This window comes from Pontibacter harenae, from assembly GCF_020907245.1.
In the GTDB taxonomy this organism is placed as follows: domain Bacteria; phylum Bacteroidota; class Bacteroidia; order Cytophagales; family Hymenobacteraceae; genus Pontibacter; species Pontibacter harenae.
The window spans coordinates 73,130-96,427 of record NZ_JAJJWH010000016.1 but is presented as its reverse complement, the minus strand read 5'-3'; the positions used below and the strand labels follow the sequence as shown (position 1 = coordinate 96,427).

The following is a 23,298-nucleotide window of genomic DNA, read 5'->3' as shown; positions in this document are numbered from 1 at the left end:
TTGCTACGTCATTAAAAAACCTCAAAATCACAAGAATAGCACCTTCAATAGAGATTGGCAAAAGCCTGTAAGTTTATATGCTGATGCTGATTATTTAGTTGTTGTTGCAGCACTTAAAGCTGATGCCTTCATAAAGTTTGCGGCTTCCACAAAGGTAGGGTTCCACAGCTTCTTTTCATTTGCCTTAATAAAGCGCAACAACTCGTTATGTGCTTCCAGAGAAACATTTAAAGCATGCTCTCCTCCCACGCCATGAAAAAGAAAAACAATCATGCTGTTCGTTTCCATAGCCTGCTTAACCAAGGCAATTAATTCATCTCCTGTTTGTCCGTTCACTACAAAAGAGCCAATATGGAATAAATCTGTTGATTTATCCTGTACCATTTCGCTGTGTACGCCACGGGCCGCTACAAAATCTTTTCTGATAGCATCTACATAAGAAATATCGCCCACTTTTGTGTCACCGCACGGATAAGCAAAAGTTCTTTCTGTTTTACCGTCAAGGGCCTGCAATACCGTATTTGTCATTCTAATCTCATCTGAAATTCGGCGAACAGAGTAGCTTGATAAGTCATAATCAGGAGTTACAAAGCTTCTTCCTGGCATACTTCCATCACATGGGTGATATAGCGTGTGGTTACCAAGCTCGTGTTTGCCTGCAGCAACCTTTTCCCACTCTTTCAACCTATTGGTGAAGGCTGGCGAAGAGGCTGTTAAATAGAAAGACCCTTTTAGTTTCAAGGAGTTTAAGGCTGGCACAACGTTGTCCAGGTGTACATTTAAGGCATCGTCATAGGTAAGGACTACGGCAGCTTGCTTTTTATTCCATTGCTGTGCAAAAACGGACAGGCTGCATAGGCATAGCAAAAACGTTAAAGTTCTTTTTAAGTGCATGGTTATTTTTTGATACATTTTATGGGTTAAGATTCTAACAAAATATTGATCGACTAAACGCCTTTCAAACAAATGCTAAGTATAGAGACAAAATTAGTTTAATATAAACATGAATACGAAAGCACTTATATTGTTCGATAATCAAGTTATTACACTTGATAGTCTTGTGTCTTGTGTCGTGATACTTGTTTCCCAATACTTAATTGCAAACATCTTCATCATTTACATCAGAAAAGCAGTAAGCTGACGCATCAATATTACAAGAAGTAGACTAAGTAGAAGTACCTCCCGCTCATAAAGAATGGCTAACAAGAAGTCTTCTCTCATTGCGGCATACTTTATGAAACTCAATTTACTAAAGATTCTGAAGGAAAGGGTTAGATACGTGTTATTATTAAAAGAACACATCATTACAGCTCTTAAGTATGTTTTTTTTAATTTTGGCTAATGAAATTAAGCCTCTATCTTCAGCCCTGAACTGAGAAACTTTTGTTTTTGATGCACCTTTTGTAATAATGAGCCTCGTATGGGTAAAACAGGCTGAATTTAGAACTTATGAATAATAGTAAACCTGAACTCAGGACAGTAAATGTGACCCGCTACGTCACGCCTTTGCGCGAAGGAGGTTCGCTTCCTGCCCTTGCTGAGGCAGATGATGAGTATTTTTATGTACTTAAGTTTAGAGGCGCAGGGCAAGGCGTAAAAGCTCTTATTGCTGAACTAATCGGTGGTGAAATTGCCAGAACGCTTAGCTTAAGAATTCCAGAACTAGTGTTTGCAAACCTTGATGCTGCTTTTGGGCGCACAGAGCCTGATGAAGAAATTCAGGATTTGCTTAGGGCAAGTGAGGGACTAAATCTCGGGCTGCACTATCTGTCTGGTGCCATTACTTTCGATGCTTTAGTAAATAAAGTAGATGCCCGACTAGCCTCTCAGATTGTATGGCTAGACTGCCTGCTGATGAACGTAGACCGTACGCCACGCAACACCAACATGCTTTTTTGGCACAAAGAGCTGTGGCTGATAGATCATGGGGCTTCGCTGTACTTTCACCACTCCTGGCACAATTGGGAAGAGCAGGCCAAGCGGCCATTTGTACAGGTAAAAGACCATGTGCTATTACCCTATGCCACCGAGCTTGACACCATAAATACAGAATTCCGTTCGCTGCTCAACCTTGAGCGCCTTCAGGCAATTGTTGCGCTAATACCTGACGATTGGTTAACGGGAGAATCTCCTTTCGAATCTGCTGATGAACATAGAGAAGCTTATGCTAAGTTCTTAGAAATACGCCTATCCTCATCAGAAATCTTTGTTAAAGAAGCACAAAATGCAAGAAAATCACTTGTTTGAGTACGCCGTAATTCGCGTTGTGCCCAAAGTGGAACGTGAAGAGTTTTTAAATGTAGGTGTCATAGTTTATTGCGGATCTCAGGGCTTTTTGCAGACGGTGTACGAGTTGAACGAAGAACGTTTGAAAGCTTTCTCCCCTGATTTGGATATAGAGGAGCTGAAAGAACGCCTTGCTGCTTTTGATCACATTTGCAAAGGCGGAACTGACGGCGGAACAATAGGAAAACTCCCAATAGCATCTCGTTTTAGATGGCTTACTGCCACCCGAAGCACTGTTGTGCAAACATCTGCCGTTCACCCTGGCCTGTGCAGCAATCCCCAAGAAACCATTAGTAAGCTACATGCTCAACTTGTACTATAAGCGATAGCAACCGTAGAAAGGAGCTGTTAAATAAAGCTAAAATTACAGTTACTTCTCATTCAAACCCCACCTTAAACAAGAACAGCAGCTTATTTCTGGAATAAGCTGCTGTTCTTGTTTAAGGTGAAATATAGTTGACAGCTCAATGGAACTGCATTGTTACAGAAACTAGTTCTCTGGGCTGAAATCTTTGAAAGTTTTGGCTACGTTTTCGTTTGTAGGCTTTTGCTTATTTTGCCAGCTCGCATCCAATTCCAGGGCAACTAAGCCTTTCAAGTTCATAACCGCTACAAAATCATCTACATCCTTCATAAATTCTGCCTTACGACGAGAGGATTTTAAGGCATATTTTCTGGCAAAAATGTCTCCCTTAGTTTGAAGCTCGTTCCGTTTTTCCATGATGTAGTTCAGTCTCTCAACCAAATCTTTTGTAGAGCGGCCAATTACCTCCGTTGCCTCTAGGGTACCTATAGTCATCACTACGGTTCCACCAATGGTCGTGATGCGCTTAGAAGTTGTTGGCTCCTCCACTACCACAGGCGATATACCTGTAACGGCACCTAAAGATGCATTGGTGAGCGATCTGCCTTTCTTTCCCTTCTTAGCACGTTTATATTTCTTTTTCAGGTCTTTCTCTGCCTCCTTTAGCTGCTCCATCAAGTCCCAAGCTCTTACCAAAGAAGAACGGTATTCTTTGTACAGCTTTAGGTCACGCTCTACCTCGTTTACTGCATTTTTAACAGAAAAGGTTAGCGTGCGTTCATCTCTCCTGTTCGATTTATCCATCACAAAAAATGTAATATCAAATGTTGTGGAGTCTAGAGGGTCTTTTACAAAATCGTAACCTGGTTTCCAAATAAACTCATACTGAGAAGGAGTGTTTTTTATTAGCGCCGAGGCTGGCACATCTGTATTTTCAGAAACTAAGCTGAACGAAGCAATATCTGCATCTCCATTAGGGTCATGCACCTGGAACATCAGGTTAACAGTGGCATCCTCTTTAAACTCGAAACGCTTTTGAGAAGGAATCATGGTGATGCTAGGTGGTAAATCCTGTTGCGTCACCTCAATCTTGAACTGACCTTTTGTACGCGCTTTAGAAGGTTGGTCTTCTACATAAAACTCCAGCATAATCGGGTTATCGCGCAATTTGTTGAACATACTTACAGATGGTCTCCAAGTAAATTCACCCTGTGCAGACAAGGTAGCACCCTGCGGCATCGCAGTCATGATTGGCACAAATACAACAGGGTCATTATCCTCGTCTTTGATGGCAGACGACTCTATAGTATAAGTATTTACACGATTGTACTGCACATAGAATGGCTTCAACTCCCCTACTATGGGTGGTCGGTTCACGTGCTCCACCTTAAAATCAACTACTTGGCTGATACTTTCGTCCTTGTTATTCCTTGCTTCGAAAAGCAATTGGATTGTTCGCGCACCGCTGAGACGGTCCACAAAATCAAAACTGGGTGTCCAGGAGAAGTTGCCTAAGGTATCAAATGTAATACCATCCACCCTTCCTTGCGATAGCGAATAGGTTAGAGTGCTGTCTGTGCCGCCTGTGGCTCGAACTTTAAATTCTAGTTTTTGCCCTTCCTTTAACAAATTCCAACCTGGTTCGTTAGGGAAATTCATTTTTAAAGGAGAAGCAGTAGTTACAGGAGTTGGTGTTTCTACAACAGCAACGGCCTCCTGCGCTTTTGATCGGGTGACAAAAAACAAACAAGCAGAGAAAAGAAGTATACTCTTTTTCATAAAAGGCTAAAAGGGTAACATTTAAGCTTTAAAGATAGCAAAAGAGATGTAGAGCAAAAACACTATGAGACGAATATATTTTGCCTATGCCTCAATGCTAAAATTTGTCTTTCAAAATAGGACATAAAGTGAAGCAAAAGCTCTTAAAAACCTTTGGTACAGTCACAAAATAATACGTATTCTCTCCTTCCTGAAGCCTCTACTCAGGCAAATGCAGAACGTATTCTTTTCCCTGGCCTACAGTCAATTTATAATCTTTTATCCAAGGGTTATAAAGCCGTAGCGTTTTATAGTTTGTGCCCTGTTCCTGGGCATAGGCTGGCAAATCTGGAATGGTTGAGGTAACAATAACCTGTCGCGTTGGAAGAACCTTATAGCCATGTTCTTCTAAGTGGTTAAAACCATACTTCTGCGGATTACCCAGTATCTCCTTCAAAGCCATAATCCTGAACATATAACGAGAGGTTTCGTCGTTCAAGTACAAATCGTAGTAAGAACTTACTCCTTGCTTTTCCAGCGCACGATCTAAGCCTGCCATGCCTCTGTTGTATGAAGCAGCAGCGTTAGTCCAGGAGCCGAAACGTTTTTTGGCTGTTTTAAGGTAGCGGCAAGCAGCCAAGGTAGCTTTTTCTACATGAAATCGCTCATCAACCTCCTCGTTCACAACCATGCCGTAACCACGGGCTGTATCTGACATCAACTGCCAAAAACCTGCTGCACCTGCTGGTGAGGTTACTTGGCCAAAAAGGCTTTCGGCCAGCGCTAAATACACGAAATCTTCTGGAATATCGTTTTCTTGAAGCAGACGCTTTATCTCGGGCATGTAGCGCTGCATACGCTTAAGTGCCAATAGTGTGTTAGAATGAAAATAAGAATTGGAAAGCAATTCTCTATCCAAGCGCTCAGCTACATCGGGCACATGGAGTGGCACAGGTTCACCAGCAAAAGAAAGCGAATCAGGTAAAGTTGGCGATTGGTAAATTCGACCATTGGTGAAGCTTTTTGCACTAGGATGATCGGAAGAAGGCGTGTACTGTAATGGCTGTTGACTACAAAGTTGTAGCGAAACTCCTACCACCATTATTCCTCCTATTAATTTCCACGTCTGCTGAGTCATGTTCTATTCCTTTCTTCTTTACCTACCTTAAATAACTGCCTCGCTGGCTGCTTTAGTCTTAAAGTTAAAAAATTTAAAGGCTTTTGTAAACCATTCACCTTTTAAAGCAATAAAAGAGTCTATAAATACAGAAGATTATGCTTATTCTCCAGCCTGCTTTTCAATATTTACACTAAATGCTTATTTTGCTTAAATATTAGAGAATACCTCTTATATCTATTTTTTTTAAACCTATCTACATGAAAAAACCCGTACCTTTTTTATTTCTCACCATGCTGCTCTCTGGTTCTTTAGCCATTGCACAGGTTAAAAATCCAGTCGTAGACAACATTGTAAAAGAAGCTACTGAAAATTCGCAGTTGGAGCTACTAGGGCATGAGCTGATGGATGTGATAGGGCCGCGCCTTGTTGGAACACCACAAATGCAAAAGGCCAATGATTGGGCTGTAAACAAGTATAAAGGATGGGGCATAACAGCTCGAAATGAGAAATGGGGCGAATGGAGAGGCTGGGAAAGAGGAATAACACATGTAGACATGGTCTACCCTAGAGTGAGAACTTTAGATGCTATGCAGTTGGCATGGAGTCCCTCTACTCCGCGCAGGGGTGTTACAGCAGAGTTGGTGCTTATTCCAGATGTGCAAGATTCGGTTGCATTTCAGAGGTGGTTGCCATCTGCCAAAGGCAAGCTGGTCATGATTTCGATGAACCAACCGACCGGCAGACCAGACTATAACTGGCAGGAATTTGCAACGGAAGAGTCATTTGCAAGAATGAAAGAAGAGCGCTCGGCGCAAACACAAGCCTGGAGAGACAGAATAAACAAAACAGGCTATAATACGCGTACCTTACCCGCTGCTTTAGAAAAAGCAGGAGCAGCTGGTATTGTGATGTCCAACTGGTCGAACGGGTTTGGTGTGAACAAGATTTTTAGCGCCTACACCAAGAAAATACCTACCATCGATATCTCTTTAGAAGATTATGGTATGCTGTACCGAATGGTGGAGCATGGCGATAAACCTCAGCTACGTGTTCAGGCTGAATCTAAAAATTTAGGTACTGTGCCTACTTTCAACACCATCGCTGAAATTAGAGGAACAGAAAAACCAGAGGAGTATGTGATGCTATCGGCACACTTCGACTCTTGGGACGGAGCTACGGGCGCAACAGATAACGGAACTGGCACCATTATTATGATGGAAGCAATGCGTATTCTGAAGCAGGTGTACCCTAACCCGAAGAGAACGATTTTGGTAGGGCATTGGGGAAGCGAAGAGCAAGGTCTGAACGGCTCCCGCTCTTTTATAGAAGACCACCCAGAAGTTGTAAAAAATCTGCAAGCACTATTTAACCAGGATAACGGTACAGGAAGGGTAGTAAACATTTCAGGGCAAGGCTTCTTGCATGCTTATGATTATTTGGGCCGCTGGTTGAGTGCTGTCCCTAGAGAGATAACAAGTAAAATAGAAACAAACTTCCCTGGAACGCCTGGCGGTGGCGGCTCTGACTATGCTTCGTTTGTGGCGGCTGGCGCACCTGCTTTTTCACTTAGCTCCCTTAGCTGGTCATACGGCACGTATACCTGGCACACGAACCGAGACACGTACGATAAAATCGTATTTGATGATGTTCGTAACAATGCCATCTTAGCGGCCATTCTGGTTTATATGGCAAGCGAAGATCCTGAGACAACCTCTCGTGAAAGAATTGTTATGCCGCTAAACCCAAGAACAGGCGAACAAATGACATGGCCTGCCCAAAGACAGCCAACCAGATCTGGCGGACAGGAGTAGTTAACGCTTACAAAGTTTATGGAGTTGACTCCGTACTTGAACAACAGAACCAAAAGGGGCTTCAGAATTCTGAAGCCCCTTTTGTCTTGATAGCTCATTGCTAATGTCGCTCTTACAACTAAACTTAACTTAGTTAATTAGATCGTCTACATCAATTTTGTCGATGTAAGGTTCCAGCACCTCCATCGGTTTGGCAGAGCTATGAAACATGCCGATAACTTCCACCTCCTTCCCTGCCCACAGCTCCACATATGCATTACCTAAAGAATAGAGCGTTATTAACCACTGTTTGTGTCTGCGCTGCGCTAATATGATTCCGTTCTTACTTAAAGTTTCTACCTGGCTCCTGATAGGAAGCTTCTGAAACATTGAATATTCCTGCATATATAGTTTCTTATGAGTCAGAATAAAAAGATAAATAAAAAAGAGAACCGCAGCAAAATAAGTTTCACTGCACCCCAGGAAAAAAACAGGCTGCGGATTACCTGTGCTTCAGACAAGCCATTACTATTTCTTCTCCTTTAGCATTTATTTCTGGACCACAGATTCTACAACATTTTAAATCTTTAGCTATCTTTCTATTTCAGCAGCAATCACAAGCGTTTGCTGTATAGTTTTAACTATAAGTAAGGAGACAAAGTAAACTTAACTTGATATAAAGCGCATCATGCTTTTCAAGATTCTGAATATCAGCAGTATCATTATTAAAAAGTCGTGTATCGTGATACTGATGTCCCTTTACTTACCATTTCTACACCTAGAGTTATAGCCAATGATAAACTTCACCAGATTTCTACTTAAAGCCACAACTGCGCTTGTTTGCGCAGCCTTAGTTTCTTCGTGTCAAAACGTACAGAACAACGCATCCGCTGATGCTGATGCTGTTGCCTATGACATTTTGATACAGAAAGCCACTGTGATAGACGGTACTGGAGATAAAGCTTATGTAGCAAATATTCTGTTAAGTGGAGATTCCATCGCTCTGATAGAAAGAGACACCTCCAGACACCACACAGCTCTACGAATTATTAATGCAGAGGGAATGGTATTAACACCTGGCTTTATAGATGCGCACGCACACGGTGACCCTTTACAAACGCCTGCTTTCGAAAACTTTTTGGCCATGGGCATCACTACCATTTGTTTAGGCCAAGATGGTTTCAGTCCAAAACAGCCGCGACTGCAATCCTTGATAGATTCTGTAAATGCAGTAAAACCAGGTGTAAACATTGCCATGTTTGCAGGTCATAATACACTGCGCCTGCTGTCAGGTGCAGGATACGAAGCAGTGCCTACTGCTAAGCATATGGCTGCTATGGAAGATTTGCTGGCTAACGCCATGGAAGATGGCTGCTATGGATTAACAACAGGTTTGGAGTATACGCCTGGACTGTACGCCGAAAGTGCAGAACTGCACAGTTTAGCCAAAGTGGTTGGAGAAAGAAATGGATTGGTGATGAGCCACATGCGAAACGAAGATGACGCACTGGTAGAAACTTCTATCCGAGAGCTGTTAGAACAAGGAAAGTACAGTCCCGTACAGATTTCGCACATAAAGGTAGTATATGGTAAAGGTGAAAAGCGTGCGCAGGAAATTTTGGCTTTGCTAGACAGTGCCAGGGCTGCAGGCATACAAGTTACAGCTGACTTTTACCCCTACACAGCCAGCTACACAGGTATAGAAATTTTATTTCCAGAATGGGCCAAGAAGCCAAACGATTTTCAGCAAGTATTACGCACCAGAAGAAATGAACTAGCTGAATTTTTACGCAACAAAATAAAGCAGCGTAACGGGCCCGAAGCTACACTTATTGGCTCAGGACCATATAAAGGTAAAACGCTAGCACAAGTTGCAGACGAACTAAATAAACCCTTCGAAGAAGTTTTAATAGATAACATTGGTCCTTACGGAGCAAGTGGCGCTTATTTCGTTATGAATGAGGAACTACAGGAGACACTTCTACGAAACCCATACGTGATGATATGTACAGACGGTAGCACTACCATGAGGCACCCTAGAGGGTATGGTACTTTTGCAAAGGTAATTGAAGAATATGTGCAGGAAAAGCAGTTACTTCCGCTACCTGAAGCAATCAGGAAAATGACTGGGTTGCCTGCGCAAACCATTGGCATAACAGACAGAGGAATAATTAAAGCAGGTGCAAAAGCAGACATTCTAATCTTTGATCCAGCAGAGATTCGAGAAAATGCTACTTATGAAAATCCACAGCAGTTGGCGTCAGGCTTTCAATTTGTAATTTTGAACGGCAGAATCGCTAAAGAAGGAAATAAGATTAGCGACGAAAGAGTGGGTCAGGTTCTAAGGAAGCAGACAAGATAATAATGACTTCTAGGTCTGCTGTAACTATCCTTTTGTGGAAATACTAGCCACTATCACCATTAAAAGCATAAAGCCGCTGATATTATTTAGCGGCTTTATGCCTTTCAACTATTTCATGCAGCAGAAGCTTCATCAAACGGTAAACGCATAGCTTACCTTAGCTCCTACACTAGATGATGCGGTTTTGAACTGCATACTTTATTAGACTGGCAGTGTTTTTACATTTCGTTTTCTCCAGCAAATTCTGTCGGTGCGTCTCTATCGTGCGTTTGCTGTTGAATAGCTTTTCAGCTATCTCGCTGTTTGTATAGCCATCTGCAATCAAATGAAGCACTTCAATTTCACGCTTAGACAAGCTTTCGTGTTCAACATTCAGTTCATTTTCGGTTAATAGGGAGCTTCTTGATGTGTTTAGTAACTTTAGACAAATACTCGGGCTGATATAGCTTGCCCCTGATGCAACTAGCTTAATGGCCGACACCAGCTCTTCTTTGCCAGCATTTTTCAAAAGATATCCGTTGGCTCCGTTTTCTATGGCTTTACTAACATAACTGTCATGGTCCATCATCGAAAGCATCAGAACTTTCAGGTCTGGGTACTTTGCTTTCAGAACTCCAGCAAGTTCAGTACCAGTCTTACCTGGCATGTTAATATCCAAAAGAACCACATTTGCTTCTTCTGTTTTTAGCAGTTCCAACAACTCCTCTCCATTAGATGCTTCCCCTGTTACATCAAACGAACTTTCACCCTTCAACAAGGCTTTTATACCGTCTCTTATAATTTTATGATCATCGGTAATAACCACCTTTGTTTTATCATTTCTGTCGCTCATAACATCGGGTAAAAATTAAAACTTTATATCGTTTATGTTCTAAATTTTGTTTACCTTATATCCAATTAAACACCCTCACCAATAGATAATCATGGAAGGTGTTGTTCAATTGTTTTAACTATAATACTAAAAAGAATAAAATTTGTTAAACCTTGAAGCAGAATGCTTCAACATACTTATAAATAAGTATTTATACGGCTCAAATAGGTATTACCACGATAATATTTAATAAGCCATCAATCTATATTTGTCAAACGGTATAAGAATGTTTATACCTAATCTTACTTTGCTAGATTTGTATCTGGTTTACATGTAAGCTATTAAGTACTGCAAGTTTAAACAACCCCTATCAATTAGTAGACGGAAATGAAGAAGTTTGGGATAGATTATAGCCAGGTAGGTTCAAAAGCTATAGTTAAGATAAATGGGGAGTTGGATGCTAGCACCTGTGTGGCGGCAGATAGTTGCTTACATAAAGTTGTATCCTTGGCCGTTACAACTGTTGCCATAGACTGCCAAAATCTATCTTATATTTCTTCAGCAGGTATTGGTGTATTAATTTCAGTCTACCATGCCTGTACACTAAAAGGTATTTCGCTAGCCTTATGTGGAGCACAGCCTAAAGTAAGAAACGTATTTCAAATTTTGGGATTACATAAAGTTCTAGACTTCAAAGATTCGCTTCAGGAAGAGGTAAGTAAATCTTAAACAAAGTACTCTCCTACTCTTCCTTCTGATTGCAGCTAGAGTAACACAGTATCATTTAGATGTAAGTACTTCAATCTGCTTCTAGGTAGACCCTCTTTTCCCCATTTTAAATATGAGGCAGCAACTGCTCCAATTTATTGGCACATCAAAATTAAAGCATAATACCAGATCCTATCTACCTCCTAAGCTCGTTTAAATCATTCTTCGCATCTGCTTAAGCCCACGGCTGACATAAATTTTTGTGCAGAATAAATTATTTTGGCGTGGTATCTGTTAGTAATCATAAGAACAAGAACTTATGAGCTCTTGTTCTGCATTTTAAGCTGGTATAAGCCCTAATTTGCTTCAAGAATTGACTAAATCAGTATTGCTGAAAAATAAAATTCTTCTCCTACCAATGCTATTTTTAGCATCACTGGCTTAACTTTGAACCGAATCCTAGATTACCAAGTATCAACTATAACTAACAGAATGACTAAACAAGCATCTAACAAGCGTACGCCAAACTGGAAAAACCACCTGAGGCTGCTTCTTTTTGGAGCCGCTACCATGTGTGCCTTCGAAACATCTGCACAGCAATCTGGTGCATCTAAAACTCCTTTCATAGATAAGTCTAATATGGACCTTTCTGTGAAGCCTGGCGATGACTTTTATATTTATGCTAGTGGTAACTGGCTAAAGAACAACCCAGTACCCGCTAAGGAAACGCGTTGGGGAAGCTTTAACTTACTTCGTGATTTTAACATCAATGCCGTACAGGCCATCTTAAATGATGCTGCTGCGAACACAAATGCAGCTCCAGGCTCTATAGAGAAGCGTGTTGGCGATTTTTATGCCGCTAGCATGGATAGTGCTGCCATTGAAAAGCTTGGCTACACTCCAATCAAAAAAGACTTGAAAAGAGTTGGCGCTGTTAAAAATGTTAAAGGCCTTCTAAATGAAGTTGCTTACCTAAGAACATCTGGTGCTGCATCTCCTATGTTCGGCTTCTATGTTGGCCAGGACCGCAAAGATGTGAACACGATGGTGCCACAGCTAAGCCAGGGTGGTATTACTTTACCTGACCGCGATTATTATCTGAAAGATGATGCTCGTAGCCAGAAAATTCAGGCTGCATATAAAGAGTATATCACAACTCTCTTCACCCTAACAGGCGTAAAGCAGGCGCAGGCGCAGAAGAATGCTGAAACCATTTTCAACCTAGAAAAGAAACTGGCTGAAGCACAAATGAGCCGCGTGGAGATGCGCGATCCTTATAAAACGTACAACAAGTTTTCTGTAGCCGATTTCAGCAAGACAACTCCTAACATAGATTGGAAGTCGCTGATGGCGAAGATGAAGGTTACTGGCCAGGACACTATTTTAGTAAATAATCCTGCTTTCTTCACTGAATTAAACGGCCTAGTGCAAAGTGTACCTGCTTCAGACTGGAACACATACCTGCAGTGGAACGTGTTGAAATCTGCAGCGCCATATTTGAGCTCTGATTTTGTGAACGCAAACTTTGCCTATTCGCAGGTACTAAGCGGACAGAAAGTGCAGACTCCTCGTTGGCAGCGCATGTCTTCTTTAACAGATGGCACTATTGGTGAACTACTTGGCCAACTATATGTTAAGAAGCACTTCAAGCCAGAGGCTAAAGAAAGAATGCAGGAACTAATCGCTAACCTTATAAAGGCTTACGAAATCCGCATCAATAACTTGGATTGGATGAGTGCTGCTACAAAAGAAAAAGCACTTGCTAAACTACACGCTTTCACTCCTAAAGTTGGATATCCAGACAACTGGAAGAACTACGAAGGTTTAGATATCAGCAGAAAGTCTTTCTTCCAGAACGTGCGTAACGCTGGCCAGTGGGCTTACAACGATATGGTAAGCCAGTTAGGCAAGCCAGTAGACAGAACGAAGTGGGGAATGACCGCTCCTACTGTAAATGCTTACTACAGCCCTGTAATGAACGAGATTGTGTTCCCAGCAGGTATCCTGCAGTTCCCGTTCTTCGACCCTAACGCAGATGATGCTGTAAACTACGGTGGTATTGGTGCTGTGATCGGCCATGAAATCTCTCACGGTTTCGACGACTCAGGTAGCCAGTACGACAAGGATGGAACGCTTCGTAACTGGTGGACTCCAGAGGATTTAGCCCGATTTAAAGAGAAAGCGAAAGCCCTTGAAGAGCAGTACAATGCTTATACAGTGCTGGATACTATTCATGTAAACGGCAAATTTACAATGGGTGAAAACATTGGAGACTTAGGTGGCTTGAATGCTGCTTACGAGGCCTTCAAAATGACAAAGCAAGGACAGTCGAACGAGTTGATTGATGGGTTTACGCCTGATCAGCGTTTCTTCTTGGCTTGGGCACAGGTTTGGAGAGGTAACATTTTACCAGAAAGTGCGGCTCAGCAGATTGTGACAGATCCGCACTCCCCTGGTCAATTCAGAACCATTGGTGCACCAGTTAACATGGATGCTTGGTACGAAGCATTTGATGTGAAGCCAGGTGATAAACTTTACAAGAAGCCAGAAGATAGAATCAGATTCTGGTAATTTGAACTAAGGAGTAACAAGAAAGCCACTGCATTAGATGCAGCGGCTTTCTTGTTTTTAGCTAGAACATTATCCAAAAATATCGGCCAAAATGAAAAGGAAAAGAGCTTTTGGAGCTTCATCATTGACATGAACAATCGCAATAAGCTGTACTTTTCAAACTACTATGGAACAGTTATTTATACTTAAAAATTAATCTGATACTGCAACCAGGCAGTACTTAAGTTGCCGCCCCGCACAATATCTCCGTTAGCTGCAGTTCTGAATTCTGGTCTGAGCTGGTAGTTGAGCGTAATTTTGGATTGGTGCTTATTAATGAGCCAGTTTATACCTGTATTATATACATTCACCCCATCTTCCAGGCGGTCGTAACTGGAGTGGCGGAATGTGGCGTAAGGCATTAATGTGCCCTGGTCGCCGAGTAGATCGTTTGGCAAGCGTAGCCCTACTTGTGTATAAATAGACTCACCTGTGCCGAACATAGGAAAAGCATTACCAGCTCCACTAAAATTAACTGGGTCGTTGTTGCCGTTAGCAGGATTCATAATACCGTTGTTGCGAATGTAGTTTCTGCCATAGTCTGTGTTAGAGTAGCCAGCATAAGCAGAAAAGGCATACTTATTATCCTGAAGCGGCATATCAGCAAAAGCACCTACCGACCATAAAAACATATCATCATACACAGGATCAAATCCATTATCTGTGTGGGCCATAGCATCTTTTTGGTAAATCAGGCCTCCTTCTAGGTTCAGCACTGTTTTTTCTCCTAAATATGTTCCTGCCATAAAGGGCATGGTGTGAGGTTCTTTATCCAGAAAATTATACATAAAGAAGCCCTGGTACTGCTTGGTATGCCCAAAGGTGTTGAAAGATGAATTTTCACCAAGCGCTGGCGCTGCCTGACCATTTGTCTGTACAGGAAAAGGATCAGACACCGCTACTCGGTAATCCAGTTTGCCAAGCTGGCCTCTGGCATACACACTCAGCTTACGAGCGAACAGGTCAGTCTGATCTACAGTAGTTTGTAAGAAAATTGGTAAATCTCCAGTCATAATAGTGCCTGCGCTAGGGTTTGAGAAACGGCTGATACCTCCTGTTACGGTTAAGCCTGCGCCAATCTTCAGTTTATTGTTATCTTTAAACACTTTATACTCTCCCAGGGCATCATGAAAAAAGGCATGTAACTTACGATTACCCAAAGTTTGCGTCAGGTAATTAAAGTTGTTCATCCCAAACTGTGTGTAGAAGAACACGTGATCGGTGATCTGACCGAACATTTGCAAGCGCGTACGGCGTAGTCCAATATCAACAATATTATCCTGCAGATCACCATTAACGGTGGAGCCACGGTTTGCTTCGGTCCAGCGAACCCAAACCTGATTCATGAAAGTCGCCTTTATATATTTTGAACCATCGGGCGTAAGGTTATACTTTATTTCATTTATAGGCTTGTCCTCAGGTGCAGTAACCGTTAAAGGCGTTTCTTGTGCGAAAACTTTGGATGATAGACCTATGGCAGCAGCCAAAATAGCCAAGAGTTTCTTTTTCATTTTTGATGAAAAAAGGTTTACAATATCATGAAGCGTGTGGGCGAAGGTATACTAAGGTATTACCTATACCCTATAGTACTATAAAAGCATTTAGGTTGTCTCATCAAATGAAAAAACCTCCTGCCACAGCATTGATTGTTGGCAGGAGGTCATAAAGCATCTACAACAAAGATTTGATAACGCCTTTATTTAGATTTATTTAGCAATTTATCAGCAGCTAGTACTAAAAACATATAGTTTGATGAACCTCCACCAAGCACGTATTCAGTTTGCTGCCACAAGTAAGGCCACTCCAACAGTTCTGGATAATCTGGTCGTATTAAGGCTGTACCCGATCCTACACCGCCTGGTATATAAGACCATTCATCGCGGTTGTTGCCATAGGCTACAGTTAAAGAGCGGGCACCCACACCAGAAGCAAACGACGAGGTGTTTGAGCCTGGATGCACGCCTAGCACAAAATTCATAGCATGCAGCATAAATGTTTGCGGAAATATCTCAGGAAAGGCAGAATGAAAGAAATATTGCTCTACGCCAAAACTCTGTATTCCCCAGCCTGCACCCCAAATATCAGGTTTGTAAGGCATGCCATAAGGTGTTTCTCTTTCCAACTCATCTACCTTTGCTTTATAGCTCTTAACTGCTGCAGTAACAGTATTGCGGTATTTCTTGTTGCTGATTAAGGGTAAGGTGCGACCAACAACCCAACCTGTTCTTTCAATGTTCTGGCTAATTGCCTCTACATTATCAATCAGGAACTTTGAATATTTCTTGTCGCGGGTAGCCAGAAACAGTTCCGAAGCAGGACGCACGCGTTGCAGTTTATCTGTTTCTTTAGTTCTTACCCAAAGTTCTTCTGCAATTTGCAGACATCTTGCGGACAGTTTGTCGTTGTAGCCTCTCAAAGCACGAGAGGCTGCGGCTAGTCCAGCTGTTACTAATAGCTCACGGCCAGGATTCTCTTCAGTAAACACCCAACGGTCGTCTGGAGCGCCTTCAAAACCAATGGCAGGCACTGGCGAAGGCGCTGTAGCAGGGTCAAACACTTTCTCATCGGTCTGGGTAGAAGCATCGCCTAAAAGCACGTACTGACGCAGGTCAGGCTCTATTATACCACGGTACAAGCGGCCCAATGCATTATAACCCGCTACTATAGTCAGGGCACCGTGCTCTATCTGCTGCAAAATGTCGTTCTTTCCGTCTGGCCGATGCAGTTCAGCTACTTTTAGATTCTGATCTATAGTTGTGTTGTCGTAATTGACACCAAACTCTTCGAAGGCGAGCGAAAGAATTCTGATTTCATCAGCCTGCGATTCCACACGCATATCATAGTCACCAGCATCATGCCAGCCACCTACATCCAAACCAGGCACATGCTCGCCAGGCTTAAATTTACTTAGCGTGCTTGCCCCCTGCAGGTAACCATCAAAATGATTGGTGTTGGTGGGTGCCATACGTGCATCATCGAGGTGGCAGAGGTCGTGCCATACTTTGTAACGGTCATTCACACGCATGTGGCACATCTGCACAGGCAGAAAAGTTTCTAACACTGGCTGCCAGACATGGCGTTTGAACACTTTCTCGCTTATCTGAAAAGGGCTGGTCTCGTAGTCGCCGTACTTCACCAGGTACATACCAGGTTTATCAACTTGAGAAAAATCAAATTGGTAGTAGTGGTAGCGCAAAAAGTTACCCCAGTCTTTCGGTTGCGACTCCAGCACTTTATCCAGACCGCCACCTTCATTTATACGATACAATGTTACAGGATACTTTAACTCATCGGATTTATCCGTTTCTATGACAGCTACTTTCTGCTGCTTTGGGTGATACCCCACCTGAGATACCTGCACGACTGGTTCATATTTCCAACCTGCTATCGCGTTAGGAGTTACCAGCCATTCTATAGCATTTTTTGTTGCACCTTTAGGCACCAGCGAACGCACCACAAACCAACCGTTGTTGTGCTGTGCACGCCCGTCTATCAACTGCAGCTCGTTTCCTTTCAGGTTCTGAATAGTCATGGTTTGGCGATCCGTCTCAGGGGCAATAACCAATTTACTGCCTCTAGCCATTGGCTCCGTCTGGTACGCTTTATCCTGATCGTAGAAGCCTGGCCCGTTCAGCTGGCGCGGAAAAATACCGAACTGCTGGTCCATGTAATAGGTTTTACCAAACAAAAAGCCAGGGAAAAGCTCAAAATTAAAACCAACCTTACCAACCCATTCCTCAGGCAGCGGCTTGTCGAGGTCAACTATAATTCGGAAAGCTTTTCCTTCGGGTTTTACCTTTAAAGTATAGCTAAAGTCAAGGTCAGGGTAAATAATAGGGTTGAAGCCTTTACGGTTCTTCTCCTCATCAGGATATTGCATCCGAACGCTTATCTCCTGTGCCTGCCGATCTACCATGCGCTTACCTACTTTAGGCACTGGCTGCCACTGCCCAGGTGTAGGCTCAAGTCGCAAATCTCCGTTTGTGGCTACCCGCAATCCATTCTGTATAACTCCTACTCCACCTTGGTGGCTTTCGGGGTAAAAGTCATGTGCAAGCATTACGTTCAGTCCCGTCATCTCCAGGTATTCCTGATCATTGATTTTGAGTACCTGCTGCGCCCCTTGCTGCTGTGCCAAAGCTTGGGTAAAACCCAATAGGCTCAGGAGAGCACAGCCAGCTAACCATAGCTTTTTTCGCTGTAAAAGTTCTTTCATGTAGTTAGTCTTATGTTGAATGGTTATTACATTATATAGTATAAATTTAACAAGAAAAGCCACCTGCTTTACGAAAACTTATCAAAACTGTTGGAAAAGGTTTTTGAGCATCATTATAATTTTACAGCCGCCTGAGTGATAAGTAAAGCCCCCAAAATATATTCAGGGATAATCATTTTACTAGGTGTATATAATGTTTCAGGTGTGTGTATGGTATGTTGCAAGGTGATGCTTTATCTTTTTTAATTTTTACTTTTAGTATGAGTTAATATGCTGCACCATGTAAACAGCAGAAACAATTATGGTTTAGATCAAACTGTTATGTCTGCAGCACATGTTTACCTATGTTTTCCGATCCTTTAGTACCACATAAAATAAGTCTATGTATCTATCACCAAAAGGGACCAAACAACTTGTAGCACTGGTGCTCTATTTTATTACAGCTACGCATAGCCATGCGCAAACACAGCAGCAAAACAATCTAAAACTTTGGTATAACCAACCTGCTTCTGAATGGAATGAAGCTTTGCCCGTGGGCAACGGCCGACTTGGAGCCATGGTGTTTGGTGGCATAGCAAACGAACGGATACAGCTGAACGAAGAAACGGTCTGGACAGGAAAACCTGCTAACTTCGTTAATCCACAGGCACGTGCTGCCTTGCCAGAAGTACGTGCCCTGCTTTTTGCAGGCAAATATGCCGAGGCACAAAAAGTAGCCAAGGAAAAGATGATGGGCGATAAAACCGTATGGAGCACTTATCAAACTCTTGGCGACCTGCAATTGGATTTTGATACGCTACACCAAAACACCAGAGACTATAAGCGGGAACTGGACCTTGAGAACGCTATTGCAAAAGTCAGCTATAGAGCCAACAACATCAATTTTAGCCGTGAAATATTCTCCAGCGCTCCCGATCAGGCCATCGCAGTACGATTGACTGCTGATAAACCAGAAGCTTTATCTTTTTCTGTAAACCTTAGCAGGCCTGGCAACAAAGCAACTTTTGAAGTAGCCAAAGATGAGATCATCATGCGTGAGCACGTTGGAGATGGCGTTGGTGTAAAGCTGGCTACAAGATTAAAAGTAAAGCTAGAAGGTGGTACTATCAAAGTATCTGGAGGTAAGATATATATAAATAAAGCTACTGCTGCCACTCTATTACTAGCTGCTGCTACAGATTACCGAGGTGGCGACCCTGCTAGCATTTCTGGAAAGCAACTTTCTGATGCCTCTGCCAAGGCTTACGAAATTCTTAAACAAGTACACATTAACGATTACCAACAGTATTTCAAACGTGTAGACCTGGACCTTGGAACAACTGATGCTGTTTACTTCCCGACCGACACACGCCTAGCTGCTATGCAGGCAGGCAACATTGATCCACAACTAGTGAAGCTGTATTACCAATTCGGTCGTTACCTGCTCATCAGCAGTTCCCGCCCTGGCGGCTTGCCAGCTAACCTGCAAGGAATTTGGGCCGATGGCCTTACGCCTCCCTGGAGCGCTGATTACCACATAAACATCAATATACAAATGAATTACTGGCCTGCAGAAGTAACGAACCTTTCAGAAATGCACCTGCCTTTCCTGCAGTTCTTGGATGCCCTCAGGCCAGACGCCCGCAAAACAGCCATGGATATGTATGGCGTAAAAGGTACCGTTGCGCACTTCACCACCGACCCTTGGTTATTTACAGAAACCTATGGTGAGCCACAGTGGGCTATGTGGCCAATGGGTATGGCGTGGAGTGCGCAGCACTTATGGGAGCATTATCTTTTTACAGAAGACAAGGCATATCTTAAAGAGCTGGCTTATCCTGTTATAAAAGAAGCGGCAGAGTTTTGTGTTGATTGGTTAGTGGAACACCCTGAGACGAAGCAGCTTGTATCTGGCCCTTCTATTTCACCAGAAAATACCTTCAAGACTCCAGGTGGTGAAGTGGCCACTATGGTGATGGGGCCAACGATGGACCACATGATTATTCGCGACCTGCTCCGTAATACGATAGAAGCAAGTCAGGCTTTGAAGAAAGATGCCTCCTTCCGACGTAAAATGCAAAATGTGCTGAGCAAGCTTGCCCCAACCCAAATTGGTAGCGATGGCCGTATCATGGAATGGACTGAGGAGTTTGAGGAACCAGAGCCAGGTCACCGCCATATCTCTCACTTGTACGGACTGCACCCAGGTCGGGAAATAACAAAGCAGAAGAATCCAGAACTTTTAGAAGCAGCTCGTAAAACCTTAGATTACCGTTTATCGCATGGCGGCGGGCACACGGGTTGGAGCCGTGCCTGGATCATTAACTTTTTTGCACGCCTGCAGGACGGTGAGGCAGCTTACGATAATTTGCTGGCTTTACTACGGAAGTCAACTTTACCAAACTTGTTCGATATACACCCTCCCTTTCAGATTGACGGTAACTTTGGTGCCACAGCTGGCATTACAGAAATGCTGATGCAGAGCCATGCAGGGGAAGTACATGTGTTGCCAGCCTTACCTAAAAATTGGCAAAACGGCTATATACACGGCATAGTAGCTCGTGGTGGTTTTGAAGTGGACCTGAACTGGAAAGATGGAAAACTGGAAGGCGTAAAAATACTATCAAAGTTAGGTAACACCTGCCAAATTCGTTACGGCGAAAAGGTGGTAAACTTTAAAACTGAGAGAGGCAAAAGCTATGTGTTGAATAGCCATCTGGAACTTCAAAAGAACTAACACTTTGTCTAATTAAAAATTAGAAATTATGAATTAAAAATGAGGTACACAGGGTTATTTTATTTATGCTACAGCTTCCACAAGCAACTAATTTTAAACTCACTACATCGTTCATATTTAAGTGACGATACATAAAGGCCACTACTAACTAAACAGCAGTGGCCTCTTTTAAGCAGGAATATTATCCAGTGCTTTTATTTCTGATTTATAAGCTGGCGGCAAAATCATTGCCTTTAGCAGCCAATCAGCATTCATGTTTCTGCTCAGTTTATAAACGGAAAGCACTGGCTTCAGGAGCGATATTTTGCGGAAACCCAGTAGTTTTTTCACTTTGCCAGGTGCTATGAGTGTCTGTCCTTCAATTAAAAGTCTGTAGCGTATAGGGCCTAAGTGCTTCCGATACTGCCTGAACAAATCCTCTGTATGCAAGCTCTTTACCAGGTCCTGCTGCAAGTGTTCCTTTCGCATTTTTACCCATGCATCAAAAGATTCTGGAAGTCCATTTATACCCATTCGGCTGCCTACCCTATTGAAAACATAGAACACCTCCTGCTTCTCTGTTTTCGTCAGCTTTCGCTCCAACACTTCGTAAGAACGAATAGAATAGTCTATTAGCATGAAAAGCACACCGCGGTAGGCCCAATCAGGTATACGGGCACTACGCTTTGCTTCTACTGCTCCATGTATAGCAGCCATTGTATCTATAGCCTTCCAAGCAGCTTGCTTTTCAGAAAACACGATTTGCCTGGCATACGAAACTGTAGAAAAAAGCCTTCCTAATGGATCTGCCGGAAGGCGCCCCGTAAAATATAACCAATCTACCGCTTTATTAAGGGCAAACTCAGCAGAGGCTCCTGCAAATATGAAAAGGATGGTATCGCCCTTCCCCCATATCTTCCTCACAATAGATCCTTTGTCTACAAAATATTCCATAGTATAAGAACACAAAAGCACAACCAAATGTGCAGATTCAGCATCAGAAAAAAGCTTAAATGTATTTAACGCTTTTGCACAAGCTTCAAAAGCAGCATGCAACAACTATAAAAACGGCTATAAGGCTGCATCTGATACAAATGCTTATCCTAAAGTCACTAGCTTATTATACCGCACAGACACTATAGCCATCTGATACTTAAACTATTAATTTCATAACCACTGCGCCATTATCCTTTCTGAAGCTTCAGTACCCATCGGCACGGCTCTCGTATTATGACTTTCTTTACCTATTAGTGTATCTTTAGCTTTCATTTCGCAACGAATTCAACACAGCAAGAATGGAGTCTTATTTTGAACTGAGGAAAAACGGCACCACCTTTTACACAGAAGTCTTAGCAGGAGTATCTTCTTTTCTGGCAACTTCTTACATTATTGTTGTAAATCCTAGTGTGTTAAGCCAAGCAGGGATGCCTTTTTCTGGAGTGCTTACAGCCACAGTTTTGGTTAGCTTCTTCAGTAGCCTGATGATGGGCCTCTATGCCCGTAACCCTATTATGGTGGCACCAGGTATGGGGTTGAATGCCTTTTTCACGTTTTCAGCTGTTATCGGTATGGGAATAACCTGGCAGGTAGCGTTAGGGGCTGTGTTTTGGTCTGGCATTATTTTCCTGCTGCTTTCACTGTTCAATATCAGAGCCCTCATAGTGCAGGCCATTCCGCGTCCCCTCCGCTATGCCATTGCAACTGGTATCGGCTTATTTATTACCTTGATCGGTTTTGCCAATGCAGGCTTTATAGTAGCTAATCCTGCTACCATCGTTGGCTTAAGTCCTCTTAACCCAACCTTGCTTACCTTTCTGGCTGGCCTACTGCTAACGGCTGTGTTACTTGCCCGAGGTGTAAAAGGAGCCATTCTTTTTGGTATTTTATTTACTACGCTGGCAGCTTATCCTATTGGCCGTTGGTGGGGAGGCGAAACAGCCACAGGCATCGTTCCTCTTATAAACTGGCAGGGGGTTTTCGCTGCCCCAGACTTTAGTCTCCTCCTCCAACTGGACCTCGTAAACTCTTTCCAGCTCTCTGTGTTTCCTGTCATTTTTGCCTTTGTGTTTACCGACATGTTCGACAGCCTCTCCACCTTTATAGGACTTGCAGAGGCAGCTAACCTGCTGGATGAAAAAGGAGAACCAAAGCATGTTAGAAATTCTCTTACCACTGATGCTTTTGCCACCACCCTGGCTGGTTTGATTGGTTCTAGCCCAGGTACTGCGTATATCGAATCGGCAGTAGGCATAGAGGCAGGAGGCCGTACAGGGCTTACGGCTGTGGTGGGCGCTGTACTGTTTCTGCCCTTCCTGTTTCTGGCACCGTTGTTATCGGTAGTACCTGCTATTGCCACAGCACCAGCTTTGGTGCTTGTCGGTGCTTTCATGGTAAGGCCTGTTGTTAAAATCAATTGGCTACAACTCGACGAAGCCATTCCTGCTTTTCTTGCTATGGTGCTCATCCCCTTCACTTATTCCATAACCCAAGGCATCATCTGGGGCTTCCTGAGCTGGACTGCACTAAAACTAGCCATGGGAAAACACCATGAAATCAGCCTTGCTCTATGGGTAATAAATGCCTTTGCCATTCTGTCGCTGGTACTTGCCTAACGAGCAGCTAGCTAATAGAACACCTC

The 23,298-nt window shown here is 43.0% G+C and carries 16 protein-coding genes; 8 read left to right on the top strand and 8 right to left on the bottom strand.

The genetic code is table 11. The features are described from left to right. Positions 1-90: 90 nt before the first annotated feature. Positions 91-894: a polysaccharide deacetylase family protein gene (locus LN893_RS10605; RefSeq protein ID WP_229969794.1), complete on the bottom strand. Its 804-nt coding sequence runs from the start codon at positions 892-894 to the stop codon at positions 91-93. A 555-nt stretch (positions 895-1,449) separates the two neighbouring features. Here LN893_RS10605 and LN893_RS10600 point away from each other — a divergent pair. After that, complete coding sequence (locus LN893_RS10600; RefSeq protein WP_229969793.1) at positions 1,450-2,247, top strand: HipA family kinase; 798 nt, start codon at positions 1,450-1,452, stop codon at positions 2,245-2,247. Continuing rightward, the gene (locus tag LN893_RS10595) at positions 2,225-2,608 is read left to right on the top strand and encodes a DUF3037 domain-containing protein (protein WP_229969792.1); all 384 of its coding nucleotides are present in this window, start codon (positions 2,225-2,227) and stop codon (positions 2,606-2,608) included. The genes LN893_RS10600 and LN893_RS10595 overlap by 23 nt, the downstream gene beginning before the upstream one ends. Positions 2,609-2,776: 168 nt before the next feature. On the opposite strand, the gene LN893_RS10590 is transcribed toward LN893_RS10595, so the two are convergent. Beyond that, positions 2,777-4,369: a hypothetical protein gene (locus LN893_RS10590; RefSeq protein ID WP_229969791.1), complete on the bottom strand. Its 1,593-nt coding sequence runs from the start codon at positions 4,367-4,369 to the stop codon at positions 2,777-2,779. 199 nt (positions 4,370-4,568) lie between these two features. After that, positions 4,569-5,486, bottom strand: coding sequence for a lytic transglycosylase domain-containing protein (locus LN893_RS10585; protein WP_229969790.1), 918 nt, complete (start codon positions 5,484-5,486; stop codon positions 4,569-4,571). Positions 5,487-5,725: 239 nt separating this feature from the next. Between LN893_RS10585 and LN893_RS10580 the strand changes: the two genes are divergently transcribed. Beyond that, the gene (locus LN893_RS10580) at positions 5,726-7,279 is read left to right on the top strand and encodes a M20/M25/M40 family metallo-hydrolase (protein WP_229969789.1); all 1,554 of its coding nucleotides are present in this window, start codon (positions 5,726-5,728) and stop codon (positions 7,277-7,279) included. Between the two features lie 129 nt (positions 7,280-7,408). Here LN893_RS10580 and LN893_RS10575 read toward each other — a convergent pair whose 3' ends face one another. Next, on the bottom strand, positions 7,409-7,663 hold the full coding sequence (locus LN893_RS10575) for a hypothetical protein (RefSeq protein WP_229969788.1): 255 nt from the start codon (positions 7,661-7,663) through the stop codon (positions 7,409-7,411). 388 nt (positions 7,664-8,051) lie between these two features. Between LN893_RS10575 and LN893_RS10570 the strand changes: the two genes are divergently transcribed. Continuing rightward, positions 8,052-9,620, top strand: coding sequence for an N-acyl-D-amino-acid deacylase family protein (locus tag LN893_RS10570; protein ID WP_229969787.1), 1,569 nt, complete (start codon positions 8,052-8,054; stop codon positions 9,618-9,620). 169 nt (positions 9,621-9,789) lie between these two features. Here the strand turns inward: LN893_RS10570 and LN893_RS10565 are convergent, their stop codons facing one another. Beyond that, the gene (locus tag LN893_RS10565; RefSeq protein WP_229969786.1) at positions 9,790-10,452 is read right to left on the bottom strand and encodes a response regulator; all 663 of its coding nucleotides are present in this window, start codon (positions 10,450-10,452) and stop codon (positions 9,790-9,792) included. Between the two features lie 366 nt (positions 10,453-10,818). On the opposite strand from LN893_RS10565, the gene LN893_RS10560 reads away from it, so the two are divergent. Both LN893_RS10560 and LN893_RS10555 read left to right on the top strand, forming a co-directional pair. Beyond that, positions 10,819-11,160, top strand: coding sequence for an STAS domain-containing protein (locus LN893_RS10560; protein WP_229969785.1), 342 nt, complete (start codon positions 10,819-10,821; stop codon positions 11,158-11,160). A gap of 618 nt (positions 11,161-11,778) precedes the next feature. Further along, positions 11,779-13,710: a M13 family metallopeptidase gene (locus LN893_RS10555; protein ID WP_229969806.1), complete on the top strand. Its 1,932-nt coding sequence runs from the start codon at positions 11,779-11,781 to the stop codon at positions 13,708-13,710. A gap of 185 nt (positions 13,711-13,895) precedes the next feature. Here the strand turns inward: LN893_RS10555 and LN893_RS10550 are convergent, their stop codons facing one another. Further along, a complete protein-coding gene (locus LN893_RS10550; RefSeq protein WP_229969784.1) occupies positions 13,896-15,260 on the bottom strand; it encodes a hypothetical protein in 1,365 nt (454 codons plus the stop codon). 185 nt (positions 15,261-15,445) lie between these two features. Then, a complete protein-coding gene (locus LN893_RS10545; RefSeq protein WP_229969783.1) occupies positions 15,446-17,965 on the bottom strand; it encodes a glycoside hydrolase family 9 protein in 2,520 nt (839 codons plus the stop codon). A 382-nt stretch (positions 17,966-18,347) separates the two neighbouring features. Between LN893_RS10545 and LN893_RS10540 the strand changes: the two genes are divergently transcribed. Continuing rightward, on the top strand, positions 18,348-20,681 hold the full coding sequence (locus LN893_RS10540) for a glycoside hydrolase family 95 protein (RefSeq protein WP_229969782.1): 2,334 nt from the start codon (positions 18,348-18,350) through the stop codon (positions 20,679-20,681). Positions 20,682-20,849: 168 nt separating this feature from the next. Here LN893_RS10540 and LN893_RS10535 read toward each other — a convergent pair whose 3' ends face one another. After that, a complete protein-coding gene (locus LN893_RS10535; RefSeq protein ID WP_229969781.1) occupies positions 20,850-21,614 on the bottom strand; it encodes an oxygenase MpaB family protein in 765 nt (254 codons plus the stop codon). Positions 21,615-21,955: 341 nt separating this feature from the next. Between LN893_RS10535 and LN893_RS10530 the strand changes: the two genes are divergently transcribed. Next, complete coding sequence (locus tag LN893_RS10530) at positions 21,956-23,272, top strand: NCS2 family permease (RefSeq protein ID WP_229969780.1); 1,317 nt, start codon at positions 21,956-21,958, stop codon at positions 23,270-23,272. Positions 23,273-23,298: the final 26 nt, after the last annotated feature.